The 24,998-nt window shown below is 70.4% G+C and carries 27 protein-coding genes; 15 read left to right on the top strand and 12 right to left on the bottom strand.

Annotated elements, in window-relative coordinates; genetic code table 11:
- The first annotated feature begins 15 nt into the window (after window positions 1-15).
- Genes BWI15_RS31555 through BWI15_RS31540 form a run of 4 tightly spaced genes read left to right on the top strand, consistent with a single transcriptional unit; the run spans window position 16 to window position 3,948 of the window.
- Window positions 16-1,068, top strand: a complete 1,053-nt coding sequence (locus BWI15_RS31555; protein WP_077018166.1) for an ABC transporter substrate-binding protein — start codon at window positions 16-18, stop codon at window positions 1,066-1,068.
- Window positions 1,065-1,916: an ABC transporter permease gene (locus tag BWI15_RS31550; RefSeq protein ID WP_077018165.1), complete on the top strand. Its 852-nt coding sequence runs from the start codon at window positions 1,065-1,067 to the stop codon at window positions 1,914-1,916. Before BWI15_RS31555 ends, BWI15_RS31550 begins: the two co-directional genes overlap by 4 nt.
- Window positions 1,892-2,614, top strand: coding sequence for an ABC transporter ATP-binding protein (locus tag BWI15_RS31545; protein WP_077018164.1), 723 nt, complete (start codon window positions 1,892-1,894; stop codon window positions 2,612-2,614). The genes BWI15_RS31550 and BWI15_RS31545 overlap by 25 nt, the downstream gene beginning before the upstream one ends.
- Window positions 2,611-3,948 carry an LLM class flavin-dependent oxidoreductase gene (locus tag BWI15_RS31540; protein ID WP_202817777.1) on the top strand — a complete coding sequence of 446 codons (1,338 nt, stop codon included), beginning with the start codon at window positions 2,611-2,613 and terminating at the stop codon, window positions 3,946-3,948. The genes BWI15_RS31545 and BWI15_RS31540 overlap by 4 nt, the downstream gene beginning before the upstream one ends.
- Here BWI15_RS31540 and BWI15_RS39605 read toward each other — a convergent pair.
- Window positions 3,945-4,091 (bottom strand): hypothetical protein, encoded by a 147-nt coding sequence (locus BWI15_RS39605; protein WP_168197406.1) that lies wholly within the window; start codon window positions 4,089-4,091, stop codon window positions 3,945-3,947. The two genes, BWI15_RS31540 and BWI15_RS39605, sit on opposite strands and share 4 nt — an antisense overlap.
- Window positions 4,092-4,204: 113 nt before the next feature.
- Here BWI15_RS39605 and BWI15_RS31535 point away from each other — a divergent pair, with 113 nt between their 5' ends.
- The 3 genes from BWI15_RS31535 (at window position 4,205) to BWI15_RS31525 (ending at window position 6,703) form a co-directional block, all read left to right on the top strand.
- Window positions 4,205-5,062, top strand: a complete 858-nt coding sequence (locus BWI15_RS31535) for a glycerophosphodiester phosphodiesterase (RefSeq protein WP_077018163.1) — start codon at window positions 4,205-4,207, stop codon at window positions 5,060-5,062.
- Between the two features lie 208 nt (window positions 5,063-5,270).
- Window positions 5,271-5,687 (top strand): ATP-binding protein, encoded by a 417-nt coding sequence (locus tag BWI15_RS31530; RefSeq protein ID WP_077018162.1) that lies wholly within the window; start codon window positions 5,271-5,273, stop codon window positions 5,685-5,687.
- Between the two features lie 47 nt (window positions 5,688-5,734).
- The gene (locus BWI15_RS31525; protein ID WP_077018161.1) at window positions 5,735-6,703 is read left to right on the top strand and encodes a DUF5926 family protein; all 969 of its coding nucleotides are present in this window, start codon (window positions 5,735-5,737) and stop codon (window positions 6,701-6,703) included.
- A 305-nt stretch (window positions 6,704-7,008) separates the two neighbouring features.
- On the opposite strand, the gene BWI15_RS31520 is transcribed toward BWI15_RS31525, so the two are convergent.
- Window positions 7,009-8,205 (bottom strand): arginine deiminase, encoded by a 1,197-nt coding sequence (locus BWI15_RS31520; RefSeq protein WP_077018160.1) that lies wholly within the window; start codon window positions 8,203-8,205, stop codon window positions 7,009-7,011.
- A 203-nt stretch (window positions 8,206-8,408) separates the two neighbouring features.
- Here BWI15_RS31520 and BWI15_RS31515 point away from each other — a divergent pair, with 203 nt between their 5' ends.
- The 3 genes from BWI15_RS31515 to BWI15_RS31505 are packed head-to-tail and all read left to right on the top strand — an operon-like array spanning window position 8,409 to window position 11,048.
- Window positions 8,409-9,164 (top strand): glycosyltransferase family 2 protein, encoded by a 756-nt coding sequence (locus BWI15_RS31515; protein ID WP_077018159.1) that lies wholly within the window; start codon window positions 8,409-8,411, stop codon window positions 9,162-9,164.
- On the top strand, window positions 9,161-10,720 hold the full coding sequence (locus BWI15_RS31510) for a DUF2029 domain-containing protein (RefSeq protein WP_077018158.1): 1,560 nt from the start codon (window positions 9,161-9,163) through the stop codon (window positions 10,718-10,720). The genes BWI15_RS31515 and BWI15_RS31510 overlap by 4 nt, the downstream gene beginning before the upstream one ends.
- 10 nt (window positions 10,721-10,730) lie before the next feature.
- A complete protein-coding gene (locus BWI15_RS31505) occupies window positions 10,731-11,048 on the top strand; it encodes a cupin domain-containing protein (protein ID WP_077018157.1) in 318 nt (105 codons plus the stop codon).
- A gap of 148 nt (window positions 11,049-11,196) precedes the next feature.
- Here the strand turns inward: BWI15_RS31505 and larC are convergent, their stop codons facing one another.
- Together larC and larB are read right to left on the bottom strand one after the other, a co-directional pair.
- Window positions 11,197-12,585: a nickel pincer cofactor biosynthesis protein LarC gene (gene larC, locus BWI15_RS31500; protein ID WP_077018156.1), complete on the bottom strand. Its 1,389-nt coding sequence runs from the start codon at window positions 12,583-12,585 to the stop codon at window positions 11,197-11,199.
- The gene (gene larB / locus BWI15_RS31495; protein WP_077018155.1) at window positions 12,582-13,298 is read right to left on the bottom strand and encodes a nickel pincer cofactor biosynthesis protein LarB; all 717 of its coding nucleotides are present in this window, start codon (window positions 13,296-13,298) and stop codon (window positions 12,582-12,584) included. The genes larC and larB overlap by 4 nt, the downstream gene beginning before the upstream one ends.
- 108 nt (window positions 13,299-13,406) lie before the next feature.
- On the opposite strand from larB, the gene BWI15_RS31490 reads away from it, so the two are divergent.
- Complete coding sequence (locus BWI15_RS31490) at window positions 13,407-13,895, top strand: DUF4446 family protein (protein WP_077018154.1); 489 nt, start codon at window positions 13,407-13,409, stop codon at window positions 13,893-13,895.
- A 25-nt stretch (window positions 13,896-13,920) separates the two neighbouring features.
- On the opposite strand, the gene BWI15_RS31485 is transcribed toward BWI15_RS31490, so the two are convergent.
- Window positions 13,921-15,513, bottom strand: coding sequence for a diacylglycerol kinase family protein (locus BWI15_RS31485; RefSeq protein WP_077018153.1), 1,593 nt, complete (start codon window positions 15,511-15,513; stop codon window positions 13,921-13,923).
- Between the two features lie 269 nt (window positions 15,514-15,782).
- Between BWI15_RS31485 and serS the strand changes: the two genes are divergently transcribed.
- Complete coding sequence (gene serS, locus BWI15_RS31480; protein WP_077018152.1) at window positions 15,783-17,057, top strand: serine--tRNA ligase; 1,275 nt, start codon at window positions 15,783-15,785, stop codon at window positions 17,055-17,057.
- A complete protein-coding gene (locus BWI15_RS31475) occupies window positions 17,054-17,848 on the top strand; it encodes an HAD family hydrolase (RefSeq protein WP_077018151.1) in 795 nt (264 codons plus the stop codon). Before serS ends, BWI15_RS31475 begins: the two co-directional genes overlap by 4 nt.
- Before the next feature lie 128 nt (window positions 17,849-17,976).
- Here the strand turns inward: BWI15_RS31475 and BWI15_RS31470 are convergent, their stop codons facing one another.
- A complete protein-coding gene (locus BWI15_RS31470) occupies window positions 17,977-18,528 on the bottom strand; it encodes a WhiB family transcriptional regulator (protein ID WP_237771542.1) in 552 nt (183 codons plus the stop codon).
- Between the two features lie 548 nt (window positions 18,529-19,076).
- On the opposite strand from BWI15_RS31470, the gene BWI15_RS31465 reads away from it, so the two are divergent.
- Entirely contained in the window at window positions 19,077-19,880 is an 804-nt protein-coding gene (locus tag BWI15_RS31465; RefSeq protein ID WP_077018149.1) for an HAD family hydrolase, read from the top strand.
- Window positions 19,881-19,884: 4 nt separating this feature from the next.
- On the opposite strand, the gene BWI15_RS31460 is transcribed toward BWI15_RS31465, so the two are convergent.
- The 4 genes from BWI15_RS31460 to BWI15_RS31445 all read right to left on the bottom strand — a co-directional run bounded on the left by BWI15_RS31460 (window position 19,885) and on the right by BWI15_RS31445 (window position 22,500).
- Entirely contained in the window at window positions 19,885-20,502 is a 618-nt protein-coding gene (locus BWI15_RS31460; RefSeq protein WP_193432206.1) for a bacterial proteasome activator family protein, read from the bottom strand.
- Window positions 20,503-20,559: 57 nt separating this feature from the next.
- Complete coding sequence (locus tag BWI15_RS31455) at window positions 20,560-21,090, bottom strand: CGNR zinc finger domain-containing protein (protein ID WP_077018148.1); 531 nt, start codon at window positions 21,088-21,090, stop codon at window positions 20,560-20,562.
- A 163-nt stretch (window positions 21,091-21,253) separates the two neighbouring features.
- Window positions 21,254-21,835 carry a TetR/AcrR family transcriptional regulator gene (locus tag BWI15_RS31450; protein ID WP_077018147.1) on the bottom strand — a complete coding sequence of 194 codons (582 nt, stop codon included), beginning with the start codon at window positions 21,833-21,835 and terminating at the stop codon, window positions 21,254-21,256.
- Between the two features lie 92 nt (window positions 21,836-21,927).
- On the bottom strand, window positions 21,928-22,500 hold the full coding sequence (locus tag BWI15_RS31445; protein WP_077018146.1) for a TetR/AcrR family transcriptional regulator: 573 nt from the start codon (window positions 22,498-22,500) through the stop codon (window positions 21,928-21,930).
- Between the two features lie 73 nt (window positions 22,501-22,573).
- On the opposite strand from BWI15_RS31445, the gene BWI15_RS31440 reads away from it, so the two are divergent.
- Window positions 22,574-22,987, top strand: coding sequence for a VOC family protein (locus tag BWI15_RS31440; RefSeq protein ID WP_077018145.1), 414 nt, complete (start codon window positions 22,574-22,576; stop codon window positions 22,985-22,987).
- An 83-nt stretch (window positions 22,988-23,070) separates the two neighbouring features.
- Here the strand turns inward: BWI15_RS31440 and BWI15_RS31435 are convergent, their stop codons facing one another.
- Together BWI15_RS31435 and BWI15_RS31430 are read right to left on the bottom strand one after the other, a co-directional pair.
- Window positions 23,071-24,048 (bottom strand): NAD(P)H-quinone oxidoreductase, encoded by a 978-nt coding sequence (locus BWI15_RS31435; protein WP_077018144.1) that lies wholly within the window; start codon window positions 24,046-24,048, stop codon window positions 23,071-23,073.
- A 5-nt stretch (window positions 24,049-24,053) separates the two neighbouring features.
- Window positions 24,054-24,965: a phosphotransferase family protein gene (locus BWI15_RS31430; protein WP_077018143.1), complete on the bottom strand. Its 912-nt coding sequence runs from the start codon at window positions 24,963-24,965 to the stop codon at window positions 24,054-24,056.
- Window positions 24,966-24,998: the final 33 nt, after the last annotated feature.

Below are 24,998 nucleotides of genomic sequence, written 5' to 3'. Positions count from 1 at the left end.
GAAGAGGAAACCCTGATGCTGAAGAAGAAACTCGCCGTACTGGCCGGAGCCGCCGCGGCGATCACGCTGCTGGCCGGCTGCGGCGGTGCCGCCGAGGCCGGGGGCGGCCGCAAGCTCGCGCTCGACGCGCCGCTGCCGACGTCCGTGCCCGACGGCGTCAAGATCGTCGTCGGCGATCCCACCACGCAGAAGGCGCTCGAACTGTCCGGGCAGCTCGGCAAGGTCTCGCAGTTCGTCCAGTTCGCCAACCTGAGCGGCGGTCCGCAGACCACCGAGGCGTTCCGGGCCAAGGCGCTCGACCTCGGGTCGGTCGCCGAGATCCCGCCGATCCACGCCACCTGGACCGGGCTGCAGGTGAAGATCGTCGCCTCCAAGTTCCGCCAGGACCCGCTGAACCACCCGATCTACGAGCTGGGTGTCGCGCCCGGCGTCGCGGTGAAGACCCTGGCCGACCTGCGCGGCAAGAAGATCGCGTACAGCCCGGGCCAGGCGCAGGGTGCGCTGGTGCTCAAGGTGCTGAAGAAGGCCGGACTGACCAAGGAGGACGTCGAACTGGTCGAGCTGCCCAGCACCGGCGACATCTACCCGAACGCCCTGGCCGCCAAGCAGGTCGAGGTCGCCCCGATCGGTGGGGTCGCGATCAAGCGCTACCTGACCAAGTACGGCAAGGACGGCGCGACCACGATCCCGCACGGGATCCGCGACGACGCCGGTCACCTCTACACGCTGACCTCGTCGCTGGAGGACAGCGGCAAGGCCGCCGCGATCCGCGCGTACGTCGCCGCCTGGGGCGTCGCGCAGGAGTGGATCGACAAGCACCCGAAGCAATGGATCGAGGGCTACTACGTGAAGGACCAGGGCCTGACCACCGCCGACGGCCAGTGGCTGGTCGACAACGCCGGCCACCCAGAGATCACCGCCGACTGGAGCGCGGCGATCGCGCGGCAGCAAGAGACGATCGATCTGCTGTCCAAGGAGACCGGCAACAAGGACATCGTGGCCGCCGACCTCTACGACCTGCGCTTCCAGCCGGTCGCGGTCGACGCGATCAAGGCGGCGGCCAAGTGAGCGGCCAGGCGGCCACACTCAGCGGCGTACGGGCTGAGCGGGAGCAAGTCACCACCCGGCCCGTACGCCGCCGGCGCCGGCTCGGGCCGGGCAAGCCGATCAGGTTCGGTGCCTTCATCGGTCCGCTCCTGCTGCTGGCGATCTGGAGCATCGGGTCGGCCGCGGGCTGGCTCGACCCGCGGATCCTCTCCGCGCCGTGGACCGTGGTCACCACCACCAGCGACCTGATCGCCGACGGGCGGCTGCAGTCCAACCTGCTCACGTCGACCCAGCGCGCCTTCGTCGGCCTCGGCCTGGGCATCGTGCTCGGAACGGTGCTCGCCCTGCTGTCCGGCCTGAGCCGGATCGGCGAGGCGGTGCTGGACGGGCCGATCCAGATCAAGCGCGCGATCCCGTCGCTGGCCCTGCTGCCGCTGCTGATCCTCTGGCTCGGCATCGGCGAGACGATGAAGGTCACCACGATCACGCTCGGCGTGTTCGTCCCGATCTACATCCACACCCACAACGGCCTGCGCACGATCGACAGCCGGTACGTCGAACTGGCGCAGACGGTCGGCCTGTCCCGCTGGACCTTCATCCGCAAGGTGGTGCTGCCGGGCGCGCTGCCCGGCTTCCTGCTCGGCCTGCGGTTCGCGGTGACCGGCGCGTGGCTGTCGCTCGTGGTGGTCGAGCAGATCAACTCCACCAGCGGGATCGGCTACATGATGGAGCTGGCCCGCACCTACGGGCAGACCGACATCATCATCGTCGGCCTGGTCCTGTACGGCGTCCTCGGGCTGCTCTCCGACGGAGCCGTCCGGCTGATCCAGAGGAGGGCTTTGTCATGGCGACGCACGCTGGCGGACTGACACTCAGCAAGGCCGTCGAGGTCCGCGGACTGATCCGCTCGTACGGCGACCGCGCGGTGCTGGACGATCTCGACCTGAGCATCGCACCCGGCGAGTTCGTTGCCCTGCTGGGCAAATCGGGGTCCGGGAAGAGCACATTGCTGCGGGCACTGGCCGGCCTGGACCACGACGTCACCGGGACCGGTGAACTGGTCGTGCCGGAGAACGTGTCGGTGGTCTTCCAGGATTCGCGCTTGTTGCCCTGGGCCCGCGTTCTCGACAACGTCGTCCTGGGACTGCGTGATGCCGACGAGCGTGGCCGCAAGAGCCTGGAGGAAGTCGGCCTGGCGGGGCGTGAGAACGCCTGGCCGAACGAGTTGTCCGGGGGTGAGCAGCAGCGGGTCGCGCTGGCCCGCTCGCTGGTCCGGGAGCCCGCGCTGCTGCTCGCGGACGAACCGTTCGGCGCGCTGGACGCGCTGACCCGGATCAAGATGCACGTCCTGCTGCGCAAGCTCTGCGCCGCACACCAGCCCGCCGTTCTGCTGGTCACCCACGACGTCGACGAGGCGATCGTGCTCGCCGACCGGGTGATCGTGCTGGACGAGGGCCGGCTGGTCGCCGAGGAACGGATCGAGCTGGCCCCGCCGCGGAACGCCGCCGATCCGTTGTTCGCCGCCGTTCGTTCCCGACTACTGGATGCCCTGGGGGTCTCGCTGTGAGCAGGCAGTTGCACCTGAACGCGTTTTTGATGAGCACCGGCCACCACGAGGCGTCGTGGCGGCTGCCGGAGAGCAACCCGTTCGCGAACACCGACGTCGAGCACTACCGGGACCTGGCCCGGACCGCCGAGCGCGGCAAGTTCGACTCGATCTTTTTCGCCGACTCCCCGGTGCTGTTCAGCGACGTCGGCCGACGCCCGGCGGGTTCACTGGAGCCGACCGTGCTGCTCACGGCGATCGCCGCGGCGACGTCACGGATCGGGCTGATCGCCACCGCCAGTACGACGTACAACGATCCCTTCAACCTGGCGCGGCGGTTCGCCAGCGTCGACCACGTCAGCGCCGGCCGGGCCGGCTGGAACGTGGTCACCACGGCCGGCCCGGACGCGGCCAAGAACTTCAACCTGGCCGACCAGCCCGCGCACGCCGAACGCTACGACCGGGCGGCGGAGTTCCTCGAGGTCGCCTTCAAGCTGTGGGACTCCTGGCAGGACGACGCCACACTCGCCGACAAGGAGTCCGGCGTCTGGGGCGACAACACCAAGGTCCAGGCGATCGAGCACGTCGGCCGGCACTTCCAGGTCCGCGGTCCGCTCAACCTGCCGCGTTCGCCGCAGGGCTATCCGCTGATCGTCCAGGCCGGCTCGTCGGAGGACGGCAAGGGCCTGGCCGCCCGGTACGCCGAAGCCGTCTTCACCGCGCAGCAGACGCTGGAGGACGCACAGGCCTTTTATGCCGACCTCAAGTCCCGCACCGCCGCCCTGGGCCGGGACCCCGACGGCATCAAGATCCTGCCCGGCATCGTCCCGGTCATCGGTGCGACGGAGACCGAGGCCCAGGCGCTGGAGCGTGAGCTCGACGACCTGATCAAGCCCGAATACGCCCGCGAGCAGCTCGCCCGCACGCTACGGGTCGACCCCGAGGACCTGCCCTTCGATCAGCAACTCCCCGCCGACCTGCCCGACGAGGACGAGATCGAGGGCGCCAAGAGCCGCTACACGCTCATCGTCACGCTGGCCCGTCGTGAGAACCTCACGGTCCGCCAACTCATCGGCCGCCTCGGCGGCGGCCGCGGCCACCGAACCTTCACCGGCACCCCCGAGCAGGTCGCGGACGCCATCCAGCACTGGTTCGAGGCCGGCGCCGCCGACGGCTTCAACATCATGCCGCCGGTGTTGCCGTCGGGTCTGACCACGTTCACCGACCACGTCGTACCGATCCTGCAGCAGCGCGGACTGTTCCGCACGGAGTACACCGGGACCACGCTGCGCGAGCACTACGGCCTGCCCCGCCCGGCCGGCCGAACTCTCGCGGTCGAGGAGGCGACGGCTTAGAACCCTCCGGCGATCACTCGCAGGTCGTGGTACGTCTCCGACAGCAGCACGGGCGGTACGTCGCCCAGCCGGACGGCAGCGCGCCCGCCGTCCGGCTGGACCCGCCAAAAGCACAGGGCTCCCAGCCCGACCGTGCGGTTCACCTCCGGAATTCGTCCACCGGCCAGTGTCCGGGATTCCGCAATGGGCAACCGATTTCCCGCAAGGCGGCGTGGCTGATTGTGGACGGTCGCGGGGCACGTGCCAGAGTTGTGGCATGGCGAAACGCCCGAGCGTTGTTGCTCATCGCGGCGCGAGTGAGGTCAGCCCCGAGCACACGCTGGCGGCGTACCAGCGTGCGCTCACGGCAGGGGCCGACGGGCTCGAGTGCGACGTACGGCTCACCTCCGACGGTCATCTGGTCTGTGTGCACGACCGCCGGATCGACCGGACGTCGAACGGCCGCGGCGTGCTGTCCACGATGAGCCTGGAGGAGCTGGACGGGTTCGACTGGGGATCGTGGAAGAACCCCTGGGCCGATCTCGACGACGAGGCCGAGCTGCCGAGTCCGGACCTGACCAAGGTGCTCACGCTGGACACGCTGCTGGCGACCGTCCGTGACGCCGGCCGGCCGATCGAGCTGGCGATCGAGACCAAGCACCCGACCCGGTACGCCGGGCTGGTGGAGCGGCGGCTGATCGAGGCGCTGGACCGGTACGGCTGGGCGCACCCGAAGGTGGGCAGCGAGTCGCCGGCCCGGGTGATGTCGTTCTCCTGGCTGTCGCTGCGCCGGATGCGGGCGATGGCTCCCGGCGTACGGACGGTCCTGCTGATGGACCGGATTCCGCTGCGGTTCCGCGACGGGTCGCTGCCGACCGGTGTCTCGTTCACCGGTCCGAGCCTGGAGCTGGTCCTGGCCCACCCGGAGTACGTCGACCGGGCGCACAAGCACGGCCACCAGGTGCACGTCTGGACGGTGAACACCGCCGAGGACGTCCGGCACTGCCACGCGCTCGGCGTCGACGCGATCATCAGCGACCGGCCGGAGCTGGCGATGGCCACGCTGGCCGAGCACCCGGACCAGCCCCCGGCGCAGTCACCCCGGACCCGCCGCCGGCTGACGCGCCGGCGCTGAACAATCAGCGCCGAGTTTGTTCCGCGGTGGTGTGATCGAGTGAATGCGGTGCGTGATTTCGATGTTCATTCTTGTCGCTTTTGTCACGGTTTCCCCACAACGGCTGTGATCTTGCCCGTGACTGTGTAACGGAACTCTCTCCGGTGTTTTCAAGGTCGTGATCATGGGCAGATGTGCTAGTGCTGTGCTGAGACTGAGGAGACCCTGCTTGTCCTCTGCGACCTTGCCCGCCGACGTGAGCGTCGTCGACGTCGTCCTACCGCACGAAGTGTCTGCGGTAGCGGCTGCGCGCCGGCGCCTTCAGGAGTACCTGACGCGGGCCCGGGTCGCCGGGGGCACCTGCGACGACGCCCAGCTGGTGCTGTCGGAGCTGCTCTCCAACGCCATCCGGTACGCGCCCGCGCTGCCCACCGGCGACGTCCGCGCGGCCTGGTGGATCGACAAGGCCGGCGTGCACCTGGAGGTCACCGACGGCTGCGGCGAGACCGAGCCGCAGCGGATCACCGAGGCGCATCCCGAGTCGATCGGCGGCCGCGGCCTGGCGATCGTCGACGTGCTTACCTCCGACTGGGGTGTGCGCACCGCCGAGAAGCAGCGCACCGTGCACGCCGTCGTCCCGCTCTGATCCCCGCGGACTAACCCCGAGCGGGCAGATCCTGCAAGACTGCGGCCATGGGAAAGAAGTCGCGCAACCGCGCCAAGAACACGACGACCGTCGAACTCGACCCGGCCGACTTGGCCGACGTCGGACCGCGGGAGCCCTGCCCGTGCGGTTCGGGCAAGCGGTTCAAGCAGTGCCATGGCAAGGACCGGGCACAGGCCGCCGACGCGTTCGTGGTCCGGCCGTTCGAGGGCCTGCCGGCCGAGTGCGACCTGATCGCCTTCCGCGAGATCGTCCCCGCCGGTACGGCGGAGGTGACGCTGGCCGGTGAGCACAAGGGCAAGAAGATCAACCTGGTCACGCTGCTGCCGATGGCGATGCCGGGCCTGGTCCGCGACGACGAGTCGATCTGGATCGGCCTGCAGACGCACGCCTCGACCGGTGACCCGAGCCGCGACGTCGCGCACGCGATCACCGCGGCGCTGGCGACCGAGCCGGGCAACCCGATTCAGCTCGGCGACCTGCTCAAGGACGGCCCGCGCCTGCAGGACCTGATCGACACCACGCAGCCGATCGTCGCCAAGGTGCACGAGGGCTTCGACTTCTGGGTCGGCGAGAACGTCGAGGACCCGACCGGCGAGGTCGCCGCGGGGCTCGAGCGGGCGAACCAGGCCGCGGCCCCGACCGTCCGGCTGGAGTCCGTCGAGGCGGCGTACTGGACGCAGATCGGTGACCGCCGGTACCTGCGCTGGGTGATGCCGCACAGCGAGGACGACCTGCTGAACGCGCTGGCCCGGCTGCACGCGGCCGGATCGTCGGCGCTGGTCGACGGCAGCCGGCTGATCGGTTCGTTCCGGGCGCTCGGCGTACTCGCGCCGGTGTGGGAGCTGCCGGCCGACACCGAGGCCGCGGACCTGGAGAAGCCGGCCGCGGACTTCCAGACCGCGCTCGACAAGGCGCTGAAGACCAGCACCCTGCTCAGCACCGAGGAGCGCGCGGCCAAGGCCGGACTGGCCAGCCGCCAGCTCACCATCCGCTGACCTGCGCACAGCCGGGACCCCGGGCACGTCCGCGGGACTTCGGACCGGTTCGCGCAACTTCGTACACGCCGGCGGGACCTCGGACACGGTATTTCCTGTCCGAGGTCCCCGGACCCGGTCCGCACTCCCGCCGGACAAACGAAGGACCCCGCACCGAACGGTGCGGGGTCCTTCGTACGTGGACGGCCCAAGTCCTGCTGACGGGGGAGCAACAGGGCCTGGGCCTAGGCATGAAGAGTACTCACAACCGGGCCCCTCGACAACCCCCGATTTCACTCCGCGTGTCGCTGACCTTACTTGCGCCTTCAACCAACGATCGGGGCGCGCAGCACCGGGCAGGACATGCAGCGCGGGCCGCCGCGGCCGGAGCCCAGCTCGGAGCCGGAGATCCGGATCACCTCGATGCCGGACTCCTCCAGCCGGGCGTTGGTCTCGACGGTCCGCTCGTAGGCGATGCAGACCCGCGGCGCGAGCGCGAGGGTGTTGTTGCCGTCGTCCCACTGCTCGCGCTCGGCGGTGACCGGGTCCAGGCCGGTGTCGATCCGGCGCAGGGTGTCGATCCCGAGCGCCTTGGCCGCGGCGACCAGGAACGGCTCGGGCTCGGCCACGTGCAGGTGCTCCCCGTCGGCGGTGACCGCGAGCGCCCGCATCTCCTCGGCCATGTTCGGGTACATCAGGACCGCGTCGACGTCGACCATCGTGCAGACCGTGTCCAGGTGCATGGTGGCGCGCTGCTGAGCGATCGGTACGGCGAGCACCGTGTGCGCGAGGTCCTTGGCGAACACCCGGCGCGCGAGCCGCTCCACCCCGGCCGGCGTGGTCCGTTCCCCGACCCCCACCGCCAGTACGCCGGGGCCGAGTGCGAGCACGTCGCCACCCTCGACGTGCTCGAGCTGGTGGTCGTACACCTTGCCGGCGCCGGCGAAGCGCGGGTGGAAGCGGTAGATCAGCTCGGTCAGCTGGGTCTCGCGGACCCGCGCGGGCATCGCGAGCGAGGTGACCGCGACCGAGTCCCGGATCCAGACGCTGGAGTCGCGGGTGAACAGCAGGTTCGGCAGTGGGTCGATCAGGAAGTCCTCGTCGGCCAGCAACGACGTGACCAGTCCGCCGGCCCGGACCTCGTCGTTGCGGACACCGGCCATCAGGGCCTCGGCGAGCTGCTCGGAGTCGAGCGCCGTCAACGCAGCGCGCAGGTAGTCGCGCAGGGTGTCGCCCAGCCGGAGATCCTCGATGGCGCCGGAGACCGCGGTGGCCCGGGCCTCGGGATCGGCGAGCGCCTCGGTCAGCAGCTCGCCCAAATACAGCACCTCGACGTCCCGGTCGCGCAGCGCCTGGGCGAACGCGTCGTGCTCGTCCTGCGCGCGGCCGACCCAGGGGATGCCGTCGAAGAGCAGCTTGTCGTTGTTGCGTGGGGTCAGCCGGCGCAGCTCGTTGCCCGGCCGGTGCAGCATCACCGTGCGCAGCGGGCCGACCTCGCTGTCGACGCCATACGTCTCAGTCATGCCAGTCCCTCTCGTCGCAGTTCCCGGTGCCGTCCACGCTACGGCAGCCCGGTGCCCGCCGTACGGAAGAACGAATCTGTCTGATTGTCCGACAATCTGGCGCCGAACGCCAACCGGAGCCGATCCTTCGAAAGAACGAGATGTCCACAGCCGGTGGGTGCGGAGGGCGGCGATCGGCTCAGGAGCAATTAGGCTGCGGTGCTGTGTCCGGGAATGATCAGCCGTCGGTCGAGCAGCAGCGCGGTGTCGCCTGCGTGATTCCGGCGAAGGACGAGTCCGCGCGGATCGCGGCCACCGTGGACGCCGTCCGCAAGATCGTCGGTGTCGACCTGGTCGTCGTGGTCGACGACGGGTCCACCGACACCACCGCGCAGGAGGCCGAGCGGGCCGGTGCGGTGGTCGTCCGGCACGATCGCAACCGGGGCAAGGCCGCGGCGATGGAAACCGGCGCCGCGGAGGTCGCTCGGCGCGACGGGGCTCGCGCGCGGCACCTGCTGTTCCTGGACGCCGACCTGACCGACACGGCGACCGGTGCCGAGCCGCTGATCGAACCGGTGCAGGACGGACAGGCCGACATGACGATCGGGACGTTGCCGGCGCAGATCCGCGCCGACGGCAGCAAGGCCGGCGGGCGCGGGTTCGTCGTCCGGCTGGCGCGGGACGGGATCGCTCAGGCGACTGGATGGGCGCCGGAGCAGCCGTTGTCCGGTCAGCGATGTCTGACCCGCGCGGCCTTCGACGCGGCGCTGCCGCTGGCGAGCGGGTTCGGCGTGGAGACCGCGCTGAGCATCGATCTGGGACGCAAGGGTTTCCGCATCGTCGAGGTACCGATCGACGTCCGGCACCGGGCCACCGGGACCGATCTGCGCGGCCAGCTGCACCGGGGCCGCCAGTTCCTGCACGTCCGCCGGGCGCTGGCCGCCCGCAGCGCGCTGCCCGCGCGGAAGCCGGCCCGATGAGCACCGAACAGAGCACTTCAACAGACGACCAAGCGAAGGTTCGTGCTGATCGTGACGGCCGCCGTGCGGTCGGGCTCTACCTCGTCTCCACCGCGCTGATCGTCGCGGTCGGGTTGCTCGGACCGTCCGTGGTCGTGCTGACGCTGACCAACCGGCACGCCTGGCTGCCGTCGTACTGGTTCGACACCACGCCGAACGACTGGCTGGTGACGGTGATGATCTACGTCGCCATCCTGCTCGGCGGCTACGGCGTTTTCCTGGCCACCCGCGCGCTACGCCACGGCTGGGCCCCGCGGGTTCAGCGATTGGTTGCCCTAGGCATCGGTACGACGGCGGCGATCACGCTGGTCCCGCCGATGGCGTCCGGCGACGTGCTGATCTACGCGGCGTACGGACGGATCATGTCGCTCGGCGGCAATCCGTACACGACAGCGCCGGCCGACACGATCCGGCTCGGGTACGACCCGGTGATCGCGGCCACCGAGCGGCCCTGGCAGGGCGCGCGCAGCGTCTACGGCCCGATCGCCACCTGGATCCAGTGGTTCTCCTCCTGGGTCGGCGGCGACTCGATGCAGCTGACCGTCTGGATGCTGCAGTTGACGGTCGCGGTCAGCCTGGTCGTCTCCGGCCTGCTCCTGCTCAAGCTGGTCGGGCCCGACCTGGTGAACCGCCGCCGGGTCGCGATGCTCGCGCTGGCCAACCCGCTGCTGCTGTGGACGGTGCTGGCCGGCGCGCACAACGACGCGATCGCGGTCATGTTCGCGGTGATCGCGCTGGTGCTGTTCCGCCGGCACGTGTTCGCGGCCGGCATCATGCTCGGCGTCGCCGGGTGCACCAAACTCTCGATCGGCCTGGTCGGCGTCGCGATGCTCTGGTCGCTGCGGGCCGACCGGCGCCGCGCGCTGATGTTCTGCCTCGGCGGCGGCCTGGCGATGGCCGGCCTGTACGCCGTGGTCGGCCTGCAGGCCTTCCAGCAGGCTCGGTCCCAGACGTCGTTCATCTCGACCGGTACGCCGCACAAGGTGATCTTCAGCCTGTTCGACCTGTTCCTGCCCGGCGCGCTGGTCCGGACGGTGATCGGGATCCTCGCCTGGGTCGGGCTGGTGATCGTCGCGATCCTGCTGTCGCAGGTGTTCCCGAAGTCGCTGGTCCCGCAGACCCATCCGGACGACCCGACGCCGGCCGCGATCCGCTACACCGCTATCTATGCGGTCGCCTGGTTGCTGACCGCGATGTACACGCTGCCCTGGTACGACCTGATCGCGTGGACCGCACTGGCCGCGGTCGCGGCGTCGAAGGTCGACAAGCTGATGGTGATCCGGACGACGATGCTCGCGATCGCCTACGTACCCGGCCGCGATCCGAACGCGCGACAGGTCGCGGCCTCCCTGTCGGACTCGCTGGAGTGGTTCAGCACCCGGCTGCGCGACACCGTCACCCCGGCGGTCGAGCTCGCGGTGCTGATCGCGCTGATCGTGTGGGCCCGGCGCGGCGGCGCTCAGTGGTGGCCGTACGACTGGCCGAAGCGCAAGACGAAGGACGCGCAGAAGGCCTAGTGTCTGCCGGATGCAGAAGCTTGTGGGGGCAGGGCAGTACCAGAGCGCGCAGCCGAACCATTTCGCCGAGCACCTGCGGACCGAGTCGCTGTCGGTCGGCACGTACTCGATCCCGGCCGGCGGCGTCGACGACCAGGCGCCGCACCGCGAGGACGAGATCTACGTGGTGACGTCCGGCCGGGCCGCGATCGTGACGCCCGACGGGAAAGAGCCGGTCGGCCCCGGCGACGTGCTGTTCGTGGCGGCCGGGGAGCCGCACCACTTCGCCGACGTCACCGAGGACCTGGCCCTGCTCGTCTTTTTCGCCCCGCCGTACTCCGGCCGCTGACCACGCCCCGCCGCACCCCCCCGGGGTCATTTCGTGGGTGAACCCAGCAGTTGACCCGTTGGCCAACCGAAATCGGATGGGCCAACGGGCGATTTGGTGGGTTGACCCACCAAATCGCCCCGCCCACCAAATCGCCCGGGGAGGGCGATCAGCCCCAGAGGTCGTGGCCGGCGGCGATGGCCTGGGCCAGTACCGACTTGACCGGCTTGTCGAGCGCGGTGGCCGCGGTGACGACGTCCTCGTACTCGGGTTGCACGTTGACCACCTGACCGCCGTACCGGGCGATCTTGACGTGGATCCGCTGGCCGCCGACCTCGACGCTGGCGAACTCGCGGTCCGCGGCGTGCTTGAGGATCGGGAACTCGCGCAGCCCGATCGCGGACGTCTCGGTCAGGATGACCGACCGGACCACCTCGGCGTTCGGGCTGCTGACCAGCACCGACAGCGTGTGCGCCGGACGGCCCTTCTTCATCAGGATCGGGGTCAGCCAGGCATCCGCCGCTCCGGCCTGCAGCAGGCGCGCGAGCACCTGCGGCCAGATCCGCGGGTCGAGGTCGTCGACGTTGGTCTCGTAGACCAGCTCGGTCGCGGGCTGGGCAATCGACTCGCCGATCACCACGCGGACGATGTTCGGCACCTCGATCGGGTCGCGCCCGCCGGCGCCGACCCCGGTCTGCAGGATCCGCACCGGCGGCATCAGTCCGAACTCGTCGGCCAGCGTCGCCAGCAGGGCGGCGCCCGTCGGCGTGGTCATCTCGTACGGCGCGGAGCCGCCGACCACCGGCGCTTCGGCCTCCCGCAACAGGTGCAGCACCGCCGGGCCGGGAATCGGGATCCCGCCGTGCTGGCCGCGGACCTGCCGGCCGCCGCCCAGCGCGATCGTCGACACCACGATCCGGTCCAGCTCGAGCGACACCGAAGCGGCCGCGACGCCGACGATGTCCGCGATCGCGTCCAGCGCGCCGACCTCGTGGAAGTGCACGTCGTCCGGTTCCACCCCGTGCGCCGCGGCCTCGGCGCGCGCCAGCCGGGCGAAGGTGTCGAGCGCCCGGTCCCGGACGGCCGCGTCCAGCCCGGCGCCCTCGATCACCCGCCGGACCTCGGCCCAGCTCCGGGTCGGCTGACCCGGCGCGGCGTCGTGGCCGTGCCCGGCGCCGTCCGGCTCGGATTCGCCGTGCCCGTGTCCATGCCCGTGGCCGTGCCCGGTGCCGTCGTGCTCGGACTCGCCGTGCCCGTGCCCGTGCCCGTGCCCATGGCCCGCCTCGGCGGGCTCCGTCCCGGCGTCGCCCGCCGGAGCGATCTCCGCGTACGCCGCGTTCGGGTCGTTCTCCGGGTGCGGCTGCTCGTCGACGAAAACCGACGCCTTGGTCGCGGCGATCTGGTGCCGAAGCGCGGACTCCACCCGCACCGACAGCGACGGGTCGACCGCCGCCACGGCAGCGTTCACCGTCGCCAGGTCGGCGCCGGCGTCCAGGAACGCGCCGAGCAGCATGTCGCCGGACGCGCCGGCCGAGCAGTCGATCCAGGCGACTCTCACGGTGCCTTCACCTCCGCCGGGGCCGCGCGCCGCGCGACCCGGGCCGCGAACACCCCGGCTCCGAATCCGTTGTCGATGTTCACCACCGTCACCCCCGGAGCGCACGAGTTGAGCATGCCGAGCAGCGCCGCGACCCCACCGAAGGAGGCCCCGTAGCCCACCGACGTCGGTACGGCGACCAGCGGTACGCCGGTCAGCCCACCGACCACGCTCGGCAGCGCGCCTTCCATGCCCGCGACCACGATCAGGCAGTCGGCGTTCGCCAGCCGCTCGCGGACCCCGAGGATCCGGTGCAGCCCGGCCACGCCGACGTCGGTGATCAGGTCGACCCCGGCGCCGAACACCCGGGCCGTCGTCGCGGCTTCGGCGGCGACCGGCGCGTCCGACGTACCGGCGGAGACGACGGCGACCGTGCCGCTCGCGGGCGGCAGCGTGCCGAGCATCGCCGTACGGCCGACCGGGTCGACGACCGCGTCGGGCAGTTGGGAGCTGACGAGCTCCTGGGCTTCCGGCGACAGGCGGGTCGCGAGCGCCGCGCGGCCGTCGTGGGTGGCGTGCAGGGTGCGCAGCAGTTCGACGATCTGGGCCGGCGTCTTGCCCGCGCCGTACACCACCTCGGCGTCGCCGGTGCGCTCCAGTCGATCGGTGTCGAGCCGGGCGTAACCGAGATCGTGCACGCCGGGCAGAGGTCCGGGATCAGGCTGATGAGTCACGCTGCGAATCTACGTCGCCCCACCGCGTTCCGCCGATTCGAGGCCGCCGGTTGAGCCACGCGGACACGGAGAGCGTCCGGCACACCACTCAACCGTTAGGCTGCGAGCGTGTCCTCGACGTTAGCCGGTGTCTTCGCGATCGCCGCACTCTTCGTGGCGGTGCTCGCCCTCGTGTTCGCCGTCCAGGCGCTGCGTGGGCAGAGCAAGGACGCGGCGCCACTGGCGCCACCGCCGATGCCGGAGCCGCCCCCGCTGCCGGAGCCCAAGCCGGGCACGGTCGGCGCCGAGCTGCGCCGGCTGGGCAAGGAACTGCAGGACGCCCGCACCCAGCTACGGCAGAACCTGCAGCACCTGGCCGTCGTCCGGTACGACGCCTTCGGTGACATGGGCGGCCGCATGTCGTGGTCGGTGGCGCTGCTGGACGACAACGGCGACGGCGTCGTCCTGACCTCGATCAACAGCCGCAACGACGCCCGCTCCTACGCCAAGGAGGTCAAGGCGTTCGAGAGCGAGGTCAAGCTGTCGCCGGAGGAAGAGGAAGCCCTCGAGACGCTGCGCAAGCAGGCCGCGCCGGAGACGCCCGAGCCACAGGCCTGAGCCCGGCTGCACCGGCCCGGCGGTCTCAGCGCCGCTTCGGGACCCGTACGACGAGCGCTCCCGGCTCGACCTCGGCGGACAGCGAGCGGCCCGGCCCGATCCCGTCACCGTCGAGCTGCCGCTGCACGTCGACCGCGGCGGTGATCTCCACCTTCCGCCCGGTGAAGCGCTCCAGGTACATGTCGGTCCGCTTGGTCCGGGTCATCACCCGCCAGAACAGCACCGGCCACTGGGTCACCCGGCGCGGCGCGATCACGACGACGTCGATCAAGCCGTCGTCGGGCCGGGCGTCGGGCAGCAGCGGGATGTTCGCCTGCAGCATCCCGACGTTGCCGATCACCACGGTCCGGACCCGGCGCTCGATCGGCTCCTCGTCGTCCAGCGCGATCCGGACCTTCACCGACGGGTGGTTGATGTTCTTGGCCGCCGACACCAGGTACGCCGTCCAGCCGAGCTGCGCCTTCAGGATCGGCGGCGCCCCGGTGATGATCGCGGCGTCCAGGCCGAGCCCGGCCATCACCGCGAACCGGTCGGTGTCCAGCCCGTCGCCGTGCACCTTGACCAGGTCGATCCGGCGCTCCCGGCCGTCCAGGATCCGCTCCAGCGCGTCGTCCAGGTCGAGCGGGATGTGCAGGTTGCGGGCGAGCAGGTTGCCGGTGCCGGCCGGGATCACCCCGACCGGGGTCGCGGTGTAGGCGAGCGCGGCGGTGACCACCCGGACCGTGCCGTCGCCGCCGGCCACCAGGACCAGGTCGGACTCGTTCTCGATCGCGCGCTTGGCCATCGCGTTGCCCGCGTCGTCCTCGCGGGTCTCCAGCCACAGCGGGTCGTCGAAGCCCCGGATCGCCAGCGCGCGGTTCACCTTGCGCCGGAACGCGACGCCGTCGCCGACCTTGATCGGGTTCACGATCACGGCGGCCCGTGGCGGCGGCAGGCCGGGGTCGTCCGCCGTACTGGTGCGACGGCGGCGCCGGCGCAGTCCCGGGCGCAGGCCGAAGCCGATCGACGTCGCGGTCAGGATGGCCAGGCCGAGCGCCCATCCGCCGAGCACGTCGGACACGTAGTGCACGTTCAGGAAGATCCGGTCCGCCGAGGCGAGCAGGACGACCGCGATCGTCGGCAGCAGTACGAGGAACCGGAACCGGCGCCGCCAGCCGCGCACCGACGGCAGCACCACGCCGAGTGCCCCGGCCATCACGAAGGCGGCCGTGGCGTGGCCGGACACGTACGACCAGCTGTCGTTCTCGACCAGCCTCTCGAGCGGCCGGGAACGGTCGAAAGTGTGCTTGACCGCCTGGACCAGGCCCAGCTCGGCGCCCGCCGAGACGAGCAGCCAGACCGTCAGCAGGCGGGCCCGGCGGTGCCACAGGTAGAGCGCGACGCCGAGGACGATCGCCCGGCAGGTCCAGGGCAGGATCACCGCGCCCATCACCTGCCAGAAGTCCACCCAGGCCGGCCGCGTGGCGCCGTACGCCGCGGCGCGGGCCGCCACCGACTCGTCCCAGCGGCGCAGCGGAGGCCAGTCGCCGAAGACCAGCAGCGTGATCACGATGAACGGGACCGCACCCAGCACGACCGTGACCGCACGGCCGAGGTGACTGGGTGGATGGTGGTTCATCGCCCGCCCGTGACCCCCTCCGTAATCGACCGACCGTCCGGCTGGTGCAAGCTCATCATCCCGAATAAAATTCCGCGTTCATGACACGCCCCGACAAATGCCTCGTGTCCGGGACCAGGCGCACATCTCCGGCGCCCAGGCGGGCACCTCGCTGCGTTGTCGTCGGGTCACGATGCTCCGCATCGCTCCCCTCCTCCGCCTTGCGATGCACCCACCTGGACACCGGAGCTGCACACCTGCTCCCGGACACCAGGCATTAACCTGAGCGTGTGATCGATGCCAAAGTGCTCCGTGAGAACCCCGATGTCGTCCGTGCGGCCCTGACCAAGCGCGGCGAGAGTCCGGCCCGGGTCGACGAGATCCTGGTGGCCGACGGGGAGCGCCGATCGTCGATCGCCGCCTTCGAGGCGCTGCGGGCCGAGCAGAAGGGGCTCGGCAAGCAGGTCGCGCAGGCCAAGGGCGACGAGCGGACCGCGCTGCTGGAGCGGACCAAGGCGCTGGCCGCCGAGGTGAAGGCCCTGGAGGCGACGGCGAACGAGGCCGAGCGCCGCTTCGACCAGCTGTCCCGCGCGCTGCCCAACCTGGTCTCCGACGAGGCTCCGGTCGGCGGCGAGGACGACTACGTGGTGGTCGAGGAGATTGGCAAGCCGCGCGACTTCGCCGCGGAGGGCTTCGAGCCGCGCGACCACCTGGAGCTCGGTGAGCTGCTCGGCGCGATCGACATGGAGCGCGGCGCGAAGGTGTCCGGCGCCCGGTTCTACTTCCTCAAGGGCGTCGGCGCCCAGCTCCAGCTCGGCATGCTGCAGCTCGCGATCAACCAGGCGGTGGAGTACGGCTTCACCCCGATGATCACGCCGACGCTGGTCAAGCCCGAGGTGATGGACGGCACCGGCTACCTGAACGCCCACGACGACGTCTACCGCCTGGAGGAGCCCGAGCTCTACCTGGTCGGGACGTCGGAGGTGTCGCTGGCCGGGTACCACATGGACGAGATCATCGACCTGTCAGGCGGCCCGATGCGGTACGCCGGCTGGTCGTCCTGCTACCGCCGCGAGGCCGGCTCGTACGGGAAGGACACCCGCGGGATCATCCGCGTCCACCAGTTCGACAAGGTCGAGATGTTCTCCTACTGCAGCCTCGAGGACGCCGAGGCCGAGCACCAGCGGCTGCTGGGCTGGGAGAAGGAGATGCTCGACAAGATGGAACTGGCCTATCGGGTGATCGACACCGCGACCGGTGACCTGGGCGCTTCGGCGTACCGGAAGTTCGACTGCGAGGCGTGGGTGCCGACCCAGGGCGCCTACCGCGAGCTCACCTCGACGTCCAACACCACCGACTACCAGGCCCGCCGGCTGAACATCCGGCACCGCGACGCCGACGGCAAGACCCGTCACGTCGCGACGCTGAACGGCACGCTGGCCACCACCCGGTGGATCGTCGCGATCCTCGAGACGCACCAGCTGCCCGACGGCTCGGTCCGGGTCCCGGCGGCGCTGCGCCCGTACGTCGGCGGCCGCGAGGTCATCGAACCGGTTCGCGGATGACGTCGGCCGACGGCTGGCGGCCGCAGGCCGTCGCCCTCGACATCGACGGCACCCTGGTCGACCACGACGAACGGATCTCCGAAGCGGTGGTCGACGCCGTCGGCCGGGCCGCGGCACAGGTGCCGGTGATCCTGGCCACCGGCCGGTCGTGGATGTCCACCGTGCCGGTCGCCGAGGTGCTCGGGCTGCAGCGCGGATTTGTTGTCGTGAGCAACGGTGCGCGGACGATGAGCTATCCGGACGGCGAGGTCGTCGACGAGCGTACGTTCGATCCCGCGACGGTGATCGCCTCGGTCCGCGAGCACGCGCCGAACGCGCGGATGGCGGTCGAGGAGCACGACGGCGGCTACCGGGTGACCGAGCCGTTCCCGGACGGCGATCTGGGCGGCGACGCGATCCGGGTGGTGTCCGACGCCGAGCTGGCGCCGGAGCCGGTGACCCGGTTGATCATCCGCGACCCCGAGGCCTCGGAGGCCGACTTCGTCGAGCTCGCCGAACGCCTGGGCCTGCACGGGGTCAGCTACTTCGTCGGCTGGACCGCGTGGCTGGACATCGCACCCGAAGGCGTCGACAAGAGCACCGGCCTGAAGGTGGCGCTGACGAAGCTCGGCGTCGACCCGGCCGGCCTGCTCGCGGTCGGCGACGGCCGCAACGACATCGAGATGCTGACGTACGCCGGTCTCGGCGTCGCGATGGGTGCGGCGCCGGACGAGGTGAAGGCCGCGGCCGACGAGGTGACCAAGTCGGTCCAGGACGACGGCGTGGCCGCCCTGCTCAACCGGTGGTTCTGAGGCCGTCGAGCCTTTGCGGCTGGACGAAATAGTTCACCGCGGCAACCAAAAGGCCCGGAATCCCTGCAGTGGCGGGGTTTCCGGGCCTTTGCTGTGACCGGCAGTCCGCCGGCGGGCCGAAAGCCGGGTCAGGCGACGCGGGTGGTTCTGCGCGGTGCCGGGCAGGCCTGGTCCACCACGGCGTCGAACGCGTCCAGGACGGCGTCGACCTCCGGACGGGGTCGCGGTGCCTTGGTGGCCGGGCTCTGACCGCGCCGGGCCCTGCGCAGATGGCGTTTCACGGTCGACAGCGAGCATCCCAGGCGCATGGCCAGCGACTCGAGGCTGTCGTTGGGGTATTGGGTCCGCAGTCGCAGGACCTCTTCGTGGCTGACCGGCCGCCGGGTCCCGCGGGCCCCGGCGAGCTGGTCGAAGTCGTCGGGCTGGACCTCGACGTCCAGCAGGTTCCGCATGGAGCGGCGTTGTGCCGCGGTGGTTCCCGCGACGAAGCCGCTGACGTCGTGCTCGGCCACCGCGCTGTACAGGCAGTCGGTGAACAGCGGGCAGGAAGCGCAGACCGTCTTGGCTTCCCGGACCAGCTGGTCGTAGCGCTCCCTGGTCCGGCGGGTCGCCGACGCGGGCGGCGGCTCCTCCAGCAGGCGGTGCTGGAAAATATCCGTTCGTGCGATGCAGCCGGTCATGGCCCCTTCCATGATGGAAGATGTGTCGACAGCCGCACGGGCGGACCGGGTCCCCGGTGGGTTGGCGGTGTTGACAGTCATCGTGGCTCCCCAAGTTCCAGGACCCGTGTGAACGAGCGGTGAATCCCGATCGAACATCCGAGCCCACTAGCTGACGGACCGACACTCATTGCCGACCCACCCCTGTTTGTCCGGCGCTACGGCGCACCGATCCATAACTCTTGACGCCACCGATCCGGTTTTGGTTGCACCCAATTCCGCACCAGTTCTTCGACGTTCTTCCGGCGTGGGTCGGACCGGATCCGATGATCCGGAACAAGGCGTACGACGCGCGCGAACCGCCCCTGGTTCCCCGCCAGCCTCCGCATGAAATCATGCGCAAACCCTGCGGCGCAGGGGAACTCGCTGCCTTTGCAGCATCCTGCCGTAACGGTCTGGTGACGTTGTTCAATGGTGAACCAGATTGCCCGGAAAACGGTCTCCAGGTGGTTGCGCGATGAGACGGCGAGAGGGTAAAGGGCATTTCCGTGAACCGTTACGGTAGGCGGGTGTCAGACCGCAGAACACCCCGCCTGGTAGCCACCGATCTGGACGGCACGCTGGTCCGTAGTGACTCCACCATCTCCCCCCGCACCCAGCAGGCCGTGCTCGCGATCCAGGAGGCCGGTGCCGTCTTCGTGATGGTCACCGCCCGGCCGCCGCGCTGGCTGCACGACCTGTCCGACCTGGTCGGCGCGCACGGCGTCGCAATCGTTGCCAACGGCGCCATTTTGTACGACGTCGTACAGCGCAAGGCGATTCGGACCAGACTGATCGCGCCGGCCGTCGCGCTCGAGGTGGCGCAGGCGATCCGCGACGCGGTGCCGGAGGTCGAGTTCGCCATTGAGCGACCGAACCGCTACGGACAGGAACCGCACTACCTGAACCGCTGGCCCCGGCCGGACGACACCTTGATCGCCGCGCTCGACGAGTTGCTCGCCGAGCCGGCCGCGAAGCTGCTGGTCCGGCACCGGAGTCTGCACTCCGACGAGTTGCTGGCGCGGATCACGCCGATCGTGGGGGAGCGGGTGGCCGCCAGCCACAGCGGCGGAACCGGTCTGGTGGAGATCGCCGCGAGCGGGGTGTCGAAGGCCGCGATGCTGGCCGATTTCGCCGCCGAACAAGGAATTTCGGCCGCCGAGACGATCAGCTTCGGCGACTCGCTGAACGACCTGCCGATGCTCGCCTGGACCGGTACGTCGTACGGCGTGGCCAACGCGCACCCCGAGGTGCTCGCGGTCGTCGACCACGTCTGCCCGGCAAACGACGAGGACGGTGTCGCCACCGTCCTCGAGGAGTTGTTCAGTCTCTGACTTGCTACAGGTACATCCCGCCGCTGCCCGGGCCGTCGGTGTTGCCGTTGGCCTGCGGCGCACCCGGGAACTGGCCGCCCTCGGGCAGTTGCTGACCGCCCGGCAGCGCGCGGCGCATCTGCTCGAGCTGCTGACGGGCCGCCATCTGCTGGGCGAACAACGCCGTCTGGATGCCGTGGAACAGGCCCTCCAGCCAGCCCACCAGCTGAGCCTGCGCGATCCGCAGCTCGGCCTCGGTCGGCGTGCTGTCGTCGGCGAAGTCGAGGCTCAGCCGCTCGAGCTCCTCGACCAGCTCCGGCGCCAGGCCGCTCTCCAGCTCCTTGATCGAGGCCGCGTGGATCGCCTTCAGCCGCTGCCGGGACGCCTCGTCGAGCGGCGCAGCCTTCACCTCTTCGAGCAGCTGGCGGATCATGTTCCCGACTCGCATCACCTTGGCCGGCTGCTCGACCAGCTCGGTCACCGAGCGTGGTTCGTCGTTCGGCTCGTCGTTGTCGTCGTTCGCGTCGCGCGGCGGCCCTTCGACGGCCATCCCGTCCGGGCCGACGATCAGGATCTTGCCGTCCTCGGTCCGCGCCCCCGCCATCGGGACTTGCTGGCCCTCGTTGCTGCTCTCCTCGCTCATCTTCCCATCCTAGAAGGCGGGTGGGCGCGGTTCTCCAGGGAGCGGCCGAACGGACCGTCAGGCGGTCCGGGCGCGGTGCCGCCGGACGGCGTCGCGGTTGGAGCAGGCCGGGCTGCAGTACCGCTGACGACCGCCACGCGAGAGGTCGGCGTACACGTTGCCGCAGCCCTCGGTGGCGCAGCGGCCGAGCCGGGAGATGCCCCGGCCGGCCAGGTGCAGCGCCGTACCGGTGCTGATCAGGGTTGCGACCAGGCGGCCGACCGGGACCTCCTCGGGCCGGTAGTGCATGTGCCACCCGGTGCCGGCGTGGTTGGTCAGGCGCGGGTGCGCGGTGTACTTGGCGAGCATCTCGTTCACCAGGTCGACCCGCTTCTGCTCGTCGGTCGCGTCGACCACAGTGAGCCACTCGTCCAGCGCGACCCGGACGGCGGCGAGGTCGTCCTCGGTGACCAGACCGTCGCGGACGTGGCTGCTGTCGACCTTGTTCTCCACGCAGCGCGCGGCCAGCTCCTCCGGAGTGGAGGGCGGGTTCGTGGCCAGGTTCACGGCCAGCAGCACGGCGTCGGCGCCGTAAGGGTTGAGATGCATAATGCCATTACATCACGATGAGCCCATGACCACGAGACCAGAAGTCCACCGGCATCGCTGGCGGGTGGCGTCGTCCCACCGTGTCAGCACCGGCTTCGTCGTCTACCGCCGCTGCCTGTGCGGCCGGTGGGACGTCAGGACAGTAGATGTATAGGGCAACGTTTCAGGCGAAAAGTCTGCCCAGATGGGCATTCAGGGACTGCGTCACGAACGGCGCGCGCTGCTCGGCCGGCAGCGTGAGCCCCTGAACCACCAACCCGTCCAGTACGGCGAGCAGCAGGGCCGCCTCCGTCTCGGTGTCGGCCACCTCGGCCAGGTCGCCGTCCGCGATCGCGGCGTCGAGCAGTCGGGCGAAGGCGACCCGCAGCTCGGCGTCGGTCGCCGCGGCGATCGCCGCGAGGGCCGGTGAGGTGACCGACGCGGCGCTGAAGGCCAGCCAGACCCTGGCGTCCCAGGCGCGCTCGTCGTCCAGTGGCAGCCAGAGCTGGAGCGCTTCGCGCAGGACCTCGCGCGGCGGGCCGGACAGGTCGACCGTCGCCAGCTTCTCGTCGAACCGCTCGCTGACGTGCCGGAACGCGGACGCGACCAACTCGTCCTTGCTGCGGAAGTAGTACTGCACCTGCGCGAGCGACACCCCGGCCGCCGCCGCGACGGTTCGCATCGTCGCGGCTTCCAGGCCGCGCTCGGCGATCACGTCGAGCACCGCGTCCAGCACGTGGGCTCCGCGCCGTCGTTCCCCAGTCACACTCCTGACGGTAGCCCTTGGCAACGACATGTGGGCCGATCGGCGGAACGAACCACGGGAAGCATGTGGCGCGCAGGCTGGGTGGGCGCCGATCAATCCTTACGCGTCAGCCTTCGGACCAGCTGGGCGACCGCGCCGTCGACGTCGTACGGATGGCCGATGCCCGGAGTGAGGCGGTCGAGGACCAGGCCGTCGACCGCGAAGTGCAGCAGGCGGACCTCCTCCGCGCCGCCGGGCAGTCCGGCGTTCACGTGGAACGAGACGTCGGCGTCGAAGCCCTGCCGCAGCGTGCGGGTGAGGATCTCGTGCAGCTCCGGCCGGCGCGCGGCTTCCAGGCGCAGCTCGAACAGGGCGAGCGGGAGCTGGGGCTGCCCGAGCAGTCGCTCGACGATGTAGCGCACGTAGTCGACGACGAGCTCGACCGACGGCTCGCGCGCGGCCAGCGGTTCCAGCCGCTCCGCGGTGGGGGCGAGCCGCTCGAAGATCCGCTCGCCGAGCGCGCCGAGCAGGGCGTCGCGGGTGCGGAAGTAGTTGGACGCCGTGCCGGCGGGAAGGCCGGCGGCGGCGTCGACGGCACGGTGGGTCAGGCCGCGGGCGCCGGCCTCGGCCAGGACGGCGAGGCCGGCGTCGGTGAGCTGGGCGCGGCGTTCGGGATTCCGGGGCATGTTGACAAGCCTAGCAGTCGTCCACTACAAATGTCGTACTCAACCACAACAGCTGTAGTAGTCAGGAGAGCGTATGCAACCCGCCGCCTTCGGAGCCACTGTCGTCACCGCCCACCCCGCGAAGGTCGCCGCCTTCTACGCGGAGCACTTCGATCTGGACATCACCGTCGATCTCGGCTGGTTCGTCTGCCTGCGTCGGGGCGACGCGTCCTGGGAGCTGGCCATCTGCGAGCGCGGCCACTCCTCGGTCCCGGCCGCGGTTTCGGCCACCACCGAGAGCTCGAACGTCTTCGGCTTCGTCGTCGACGACGCGGACAAGCTGGCCGCGCGGCTGACCGAGGCCGGCGTCGAGCTGGCCTCCGAGGTGGTCACCGAGCCGTGGGGTCAGCGGCACTTCTACGTCCGCGATCCCGAGGGCACCTGGCTGCACGTCATCCAGCTGGTCGCGCCCGACCCGGAGTGGCTCGCCGCCCACACGCCGTCGTGAGCCGCCCCGCCGTACGGCAGCGTCCGAAGAACCCGAGGCTATAGCGCTCGGTTCTTCGGACGCTGCGGGAAAGGTGAGCCGCGTCAGAGCGTCAGCAGGATCTTGCCGCTCTGGGTGGACTGCTCGAGCGCCTCGTGCGCCTTCGCGACCTCCTCCAGCGGGTACGTCGCGTGCACGATCGGGCGGACCTTCTTCGCCTCGACCAGCGGCCAGACGTGCCCGACGACCTCGGCCACGATCCGGCCCTTGTCCTCGACCGAGCGGCTGCGCAGAGCGGTCGCGGTGATCGTGCCGCGCTTGGCCAGCAGCCGGCCGAGGTCCAGCTCGCCCTTCACGCCGCCCTGCATGCCGATCACGACGATCCGGCCGTCGACGGCGAGCGACTTCACGTTGTCGGTGAGGTACTTCGCGCCGATGATGTCGAGGATCACGTCGGCCCCGGCCTTGCCGGTCGCCTCGCGCACCACCGAAGCCCACTCGGCTTCCTTGTAGTTGATCGCGACGTCCGCGCCGAGCCGGGTGCAGAACTCCATCTTGTCCGCGCTGCCGACCGTGCAGAGCACCCGCGCGCCGTGCGCCACCGCGAGCTGGATCGCCATCGTGCCGATCCCGGACGCGCCGCCGTGCACCAGCAGGGTCTCGCCGTCCTTGAGGTGCGCGGTCATGAACACGTTGGACCAGACCGTCGCGACCACCTCGGGCAGGGCGGCGGCGCTGATCAGGTCGACACCGTCGGGCACCGGCATCACCTGCGGCGCGGGCACGACGACCTTCTCGGCGTAGCCACCGCCGGCCAGCAAGGCGCAGCACTCGTCGCCGACCGACCAGCCCTCGACCTCCGAACCGACCGCCGCGATGCGGCCGGAGACCTCGAGCCCGATCGTGCCGGGCGCGCCGGGCGGGGGCGGGTAGTGCCCCTGGCGCTGCAGCAGGTCTGCGCGGTTCACCCCGGCCGCGACGACGTCGATGACCACCTCGTCGACGTTCGGTGTCGGATCTTCGATCTGGCCGATCGTCAGGACCTCGACGCCACCGGCACCTTCACACACGACAGCTCGCATACGACTCACCGTACTGCGTCGGCTCCGGCCGTCCCCACGATGTCCGCCAGGTCGCCGGCGATCGACTCCAGCGGATCGATGACGCCTATCAGCTTGAACCAGTCCCATAGTTCGAGCGCGTGGTACAGGCGGTAGCCGGTGGCACGTTGCTCCCAGCCGGCCGGCAATTCGCCGTACCCGGTGAGCAGGCCTTCGAGCTTCGCGCCGTCGTCCTTGATCGAGTAGTACTGCACCTTCGCGAGATCGATCAGCGGGTCGGCGGCGATCGCGTTCTCGACGTCGATGATCCCGGTGAGCCGCCAGGTCTCCGGGTCGACCAGCAGATTGCCTTCGTGGAAGTCGTTGTGGCAGAGGACCGGGTGTGTGTCGGCCGGGAAGGGATGCTCGGCGACGTACCGGGTGATCCGCGCGTGCAGTGCGGGATCGCCGCCGAGCTCCTGGAACTCGTCGAGCTTCTTCGCGAACTGCCGCCGCATGTACAAGTCGTTGGACGGCAGCGGCTCGAGCACTTGATCGGTGAGATACCCGTACGCCGGCTGCCGGATCCGGTGGATTTTCGCGAGCAACGCCCCGGCCTGTTCGTAGATCGGCCGGTAATCCGGCGGCGTGATCTCCGACAACGGCACGCCGTCGACCATCGACAACACGGTGAACGCGTGCGTCTCACCAGCGGGCTCGGCGTGGATCACCGCCGGCACCAGGTCTTTCAGTGACGGCTCCAGCAGCCCGTAGACGTAGACCTCCTTGGCCTGCTTCCAGGCCCATTCCGGGGCGTAGACCTTGACGATCACCGCGGCGCCGTCGGCGCGGCGTACCTCGAAGACGGTCGCCAACTGACCACCCGATCGGGGCAGGATCTCCGCGATCGTCCACTCCGGCAAGGCTTTGCGCATCATTGCCGCCACGTCATGATCCATCGGGTCACGGTAGGTGCCGGCCGACTGATGAGC

Origin of the sequence: Kribbella sp. ALI-6-A, from assembly GCF_001984195.1 — a bacterium.
Taxonomy (GTDB): domain Bacteria; phylum Actinomycetota; class Actinomycetes; order Propionibacteriales; family Kribbellaceae; genus Kribbella.
The sequence above is the reverse complement of the archived record's forward strand: the minus strand, read 5'-3'. Positions and strand labels throughout refer to the sequence as shown.

What these genes read in the sequence shown, in the direction of transcription:
- BWI15_RS31555 (WP_077018166.1), top strand. Translation starts at nt 16, where the DNA reads ATGCTGAAGAAGAAACTCGCCGTACTGGCCGGAGCCGCCGCGGCGATC.
- BWI15_RS31545 (WP_077018164.1), top strand. Translation starts at nt 1,892, where the DNA reads ATGGCGACGCACGCTGGCGGACTGACACTCAGCAAGGCCGTCGAGGTC.
- BWI15_RS31535 (WP_077018163.1), top strand. Translation starts at nt 4,205, where the DNA reads ATGGCGAAACGCCCGAGCGTTGTTGCTCATCGCGGCGCGAGTGAGGTC.
- BWI15_RS31525 (WP_077018161.1), top strand. Translation starts at nt 5,735, where the DNA reads ATGGGAAAGAAGTCGCGCAACCGCGCCAAGAACACGACGACCGTCGAA.
- BWI15_RS31520 (WP_077018160.1), bottom strand. Translation starts at nt 8,205, where the DNA reads ATGACTGAGACGTATGGCGTCGACAGCGAGGTCGGCCCGCTGCGCACG.
- BWI15_RS31510 (WP_077018158.1), top strand. Translation starts at nt 9,161, where the DNA reads ATGAGCACCGAACAGAGCACTTCAACAGACGACCAAGCGAAGGTTCGT.
- BWI15_RS31505 (WP_077018157.1), top strand. Translation starts at nt 10,731, where the DNA reads ATGCAGAAGCTTGTGGGGGCAGGGCAGTACCAGAGCGCGCAGCCGAAC.
- BWI15_RS31485 (WP_077018153.1), bottom strand. Translation starts at nt 15,513, where the DNA reads ATGAACCACCATCCACCCAGTCACCTCGGCCGTGCGGTCACGGTCGTG.
- BWI15_RS31475 (WP_077018151.1), top strand. Translation starts at nt 17,054, where the DNA reads ATGACGTCGGCCGACGGCTGGCGGCCGCAGGCCGTCGCCCTCGACATC.
- BWI15_RS31470 (WP_237771542.1), bottom strand. Translation starts at nt 18,528, where the DNA reads ATGACCGGCTGCATCGCACGAACGGATATTTTCCAGCACCGCCTGCTG.
- BWI15_RS31460 (WP_193432206.1), bottom strand. Translation starts at nt 20,502, where the DNA reads ATGAGCGAGGAGAGCAGCAACGAGGGCCAGCAAGTCCCGATGGCGGGG.
- BWI15_RS31455 (WP_077018148.1), bottom strand. Translation starts at nt 21,090, where the DNA reads ATGCATCTCAACCCTTACGGCGCCGACGCCGTGCTGCTGGCCGTGAAC.
- BWI15_RS31445 (WP_077018146.1), bottom strand. Translation starts at nt 22,500, where the DNA reads ATGCCCCGGAATCCCGAACGCCGCGCCCAGCTCACCGACGCCGGCCTC.
- BWI15_RS31440 (WP_077018145.1), top strand. Translation starts at nt 22,574, where the DNA reads ATGCAACCCGCCGCCTTCGGAGCCACTGTCGTCACCGCCCACCCCGCG.
- BWI15_RS31435 (WP_077018144.1), bottom strand. Translation starts at nt 24,048, where the DNA reads ATGCGAGCTGTCGTGTGTGAAGGTGCCGGTGGCGTCGAGGTCCTGACG.
- BWI15_RS31430 (WP_077018143.1), bottom strand. Translation starts at nt 24,965, where the DNA reads ATGGATCATGACGTGGCGGCAATGATGCGCAAAGCCTTGCCGGAGTGG.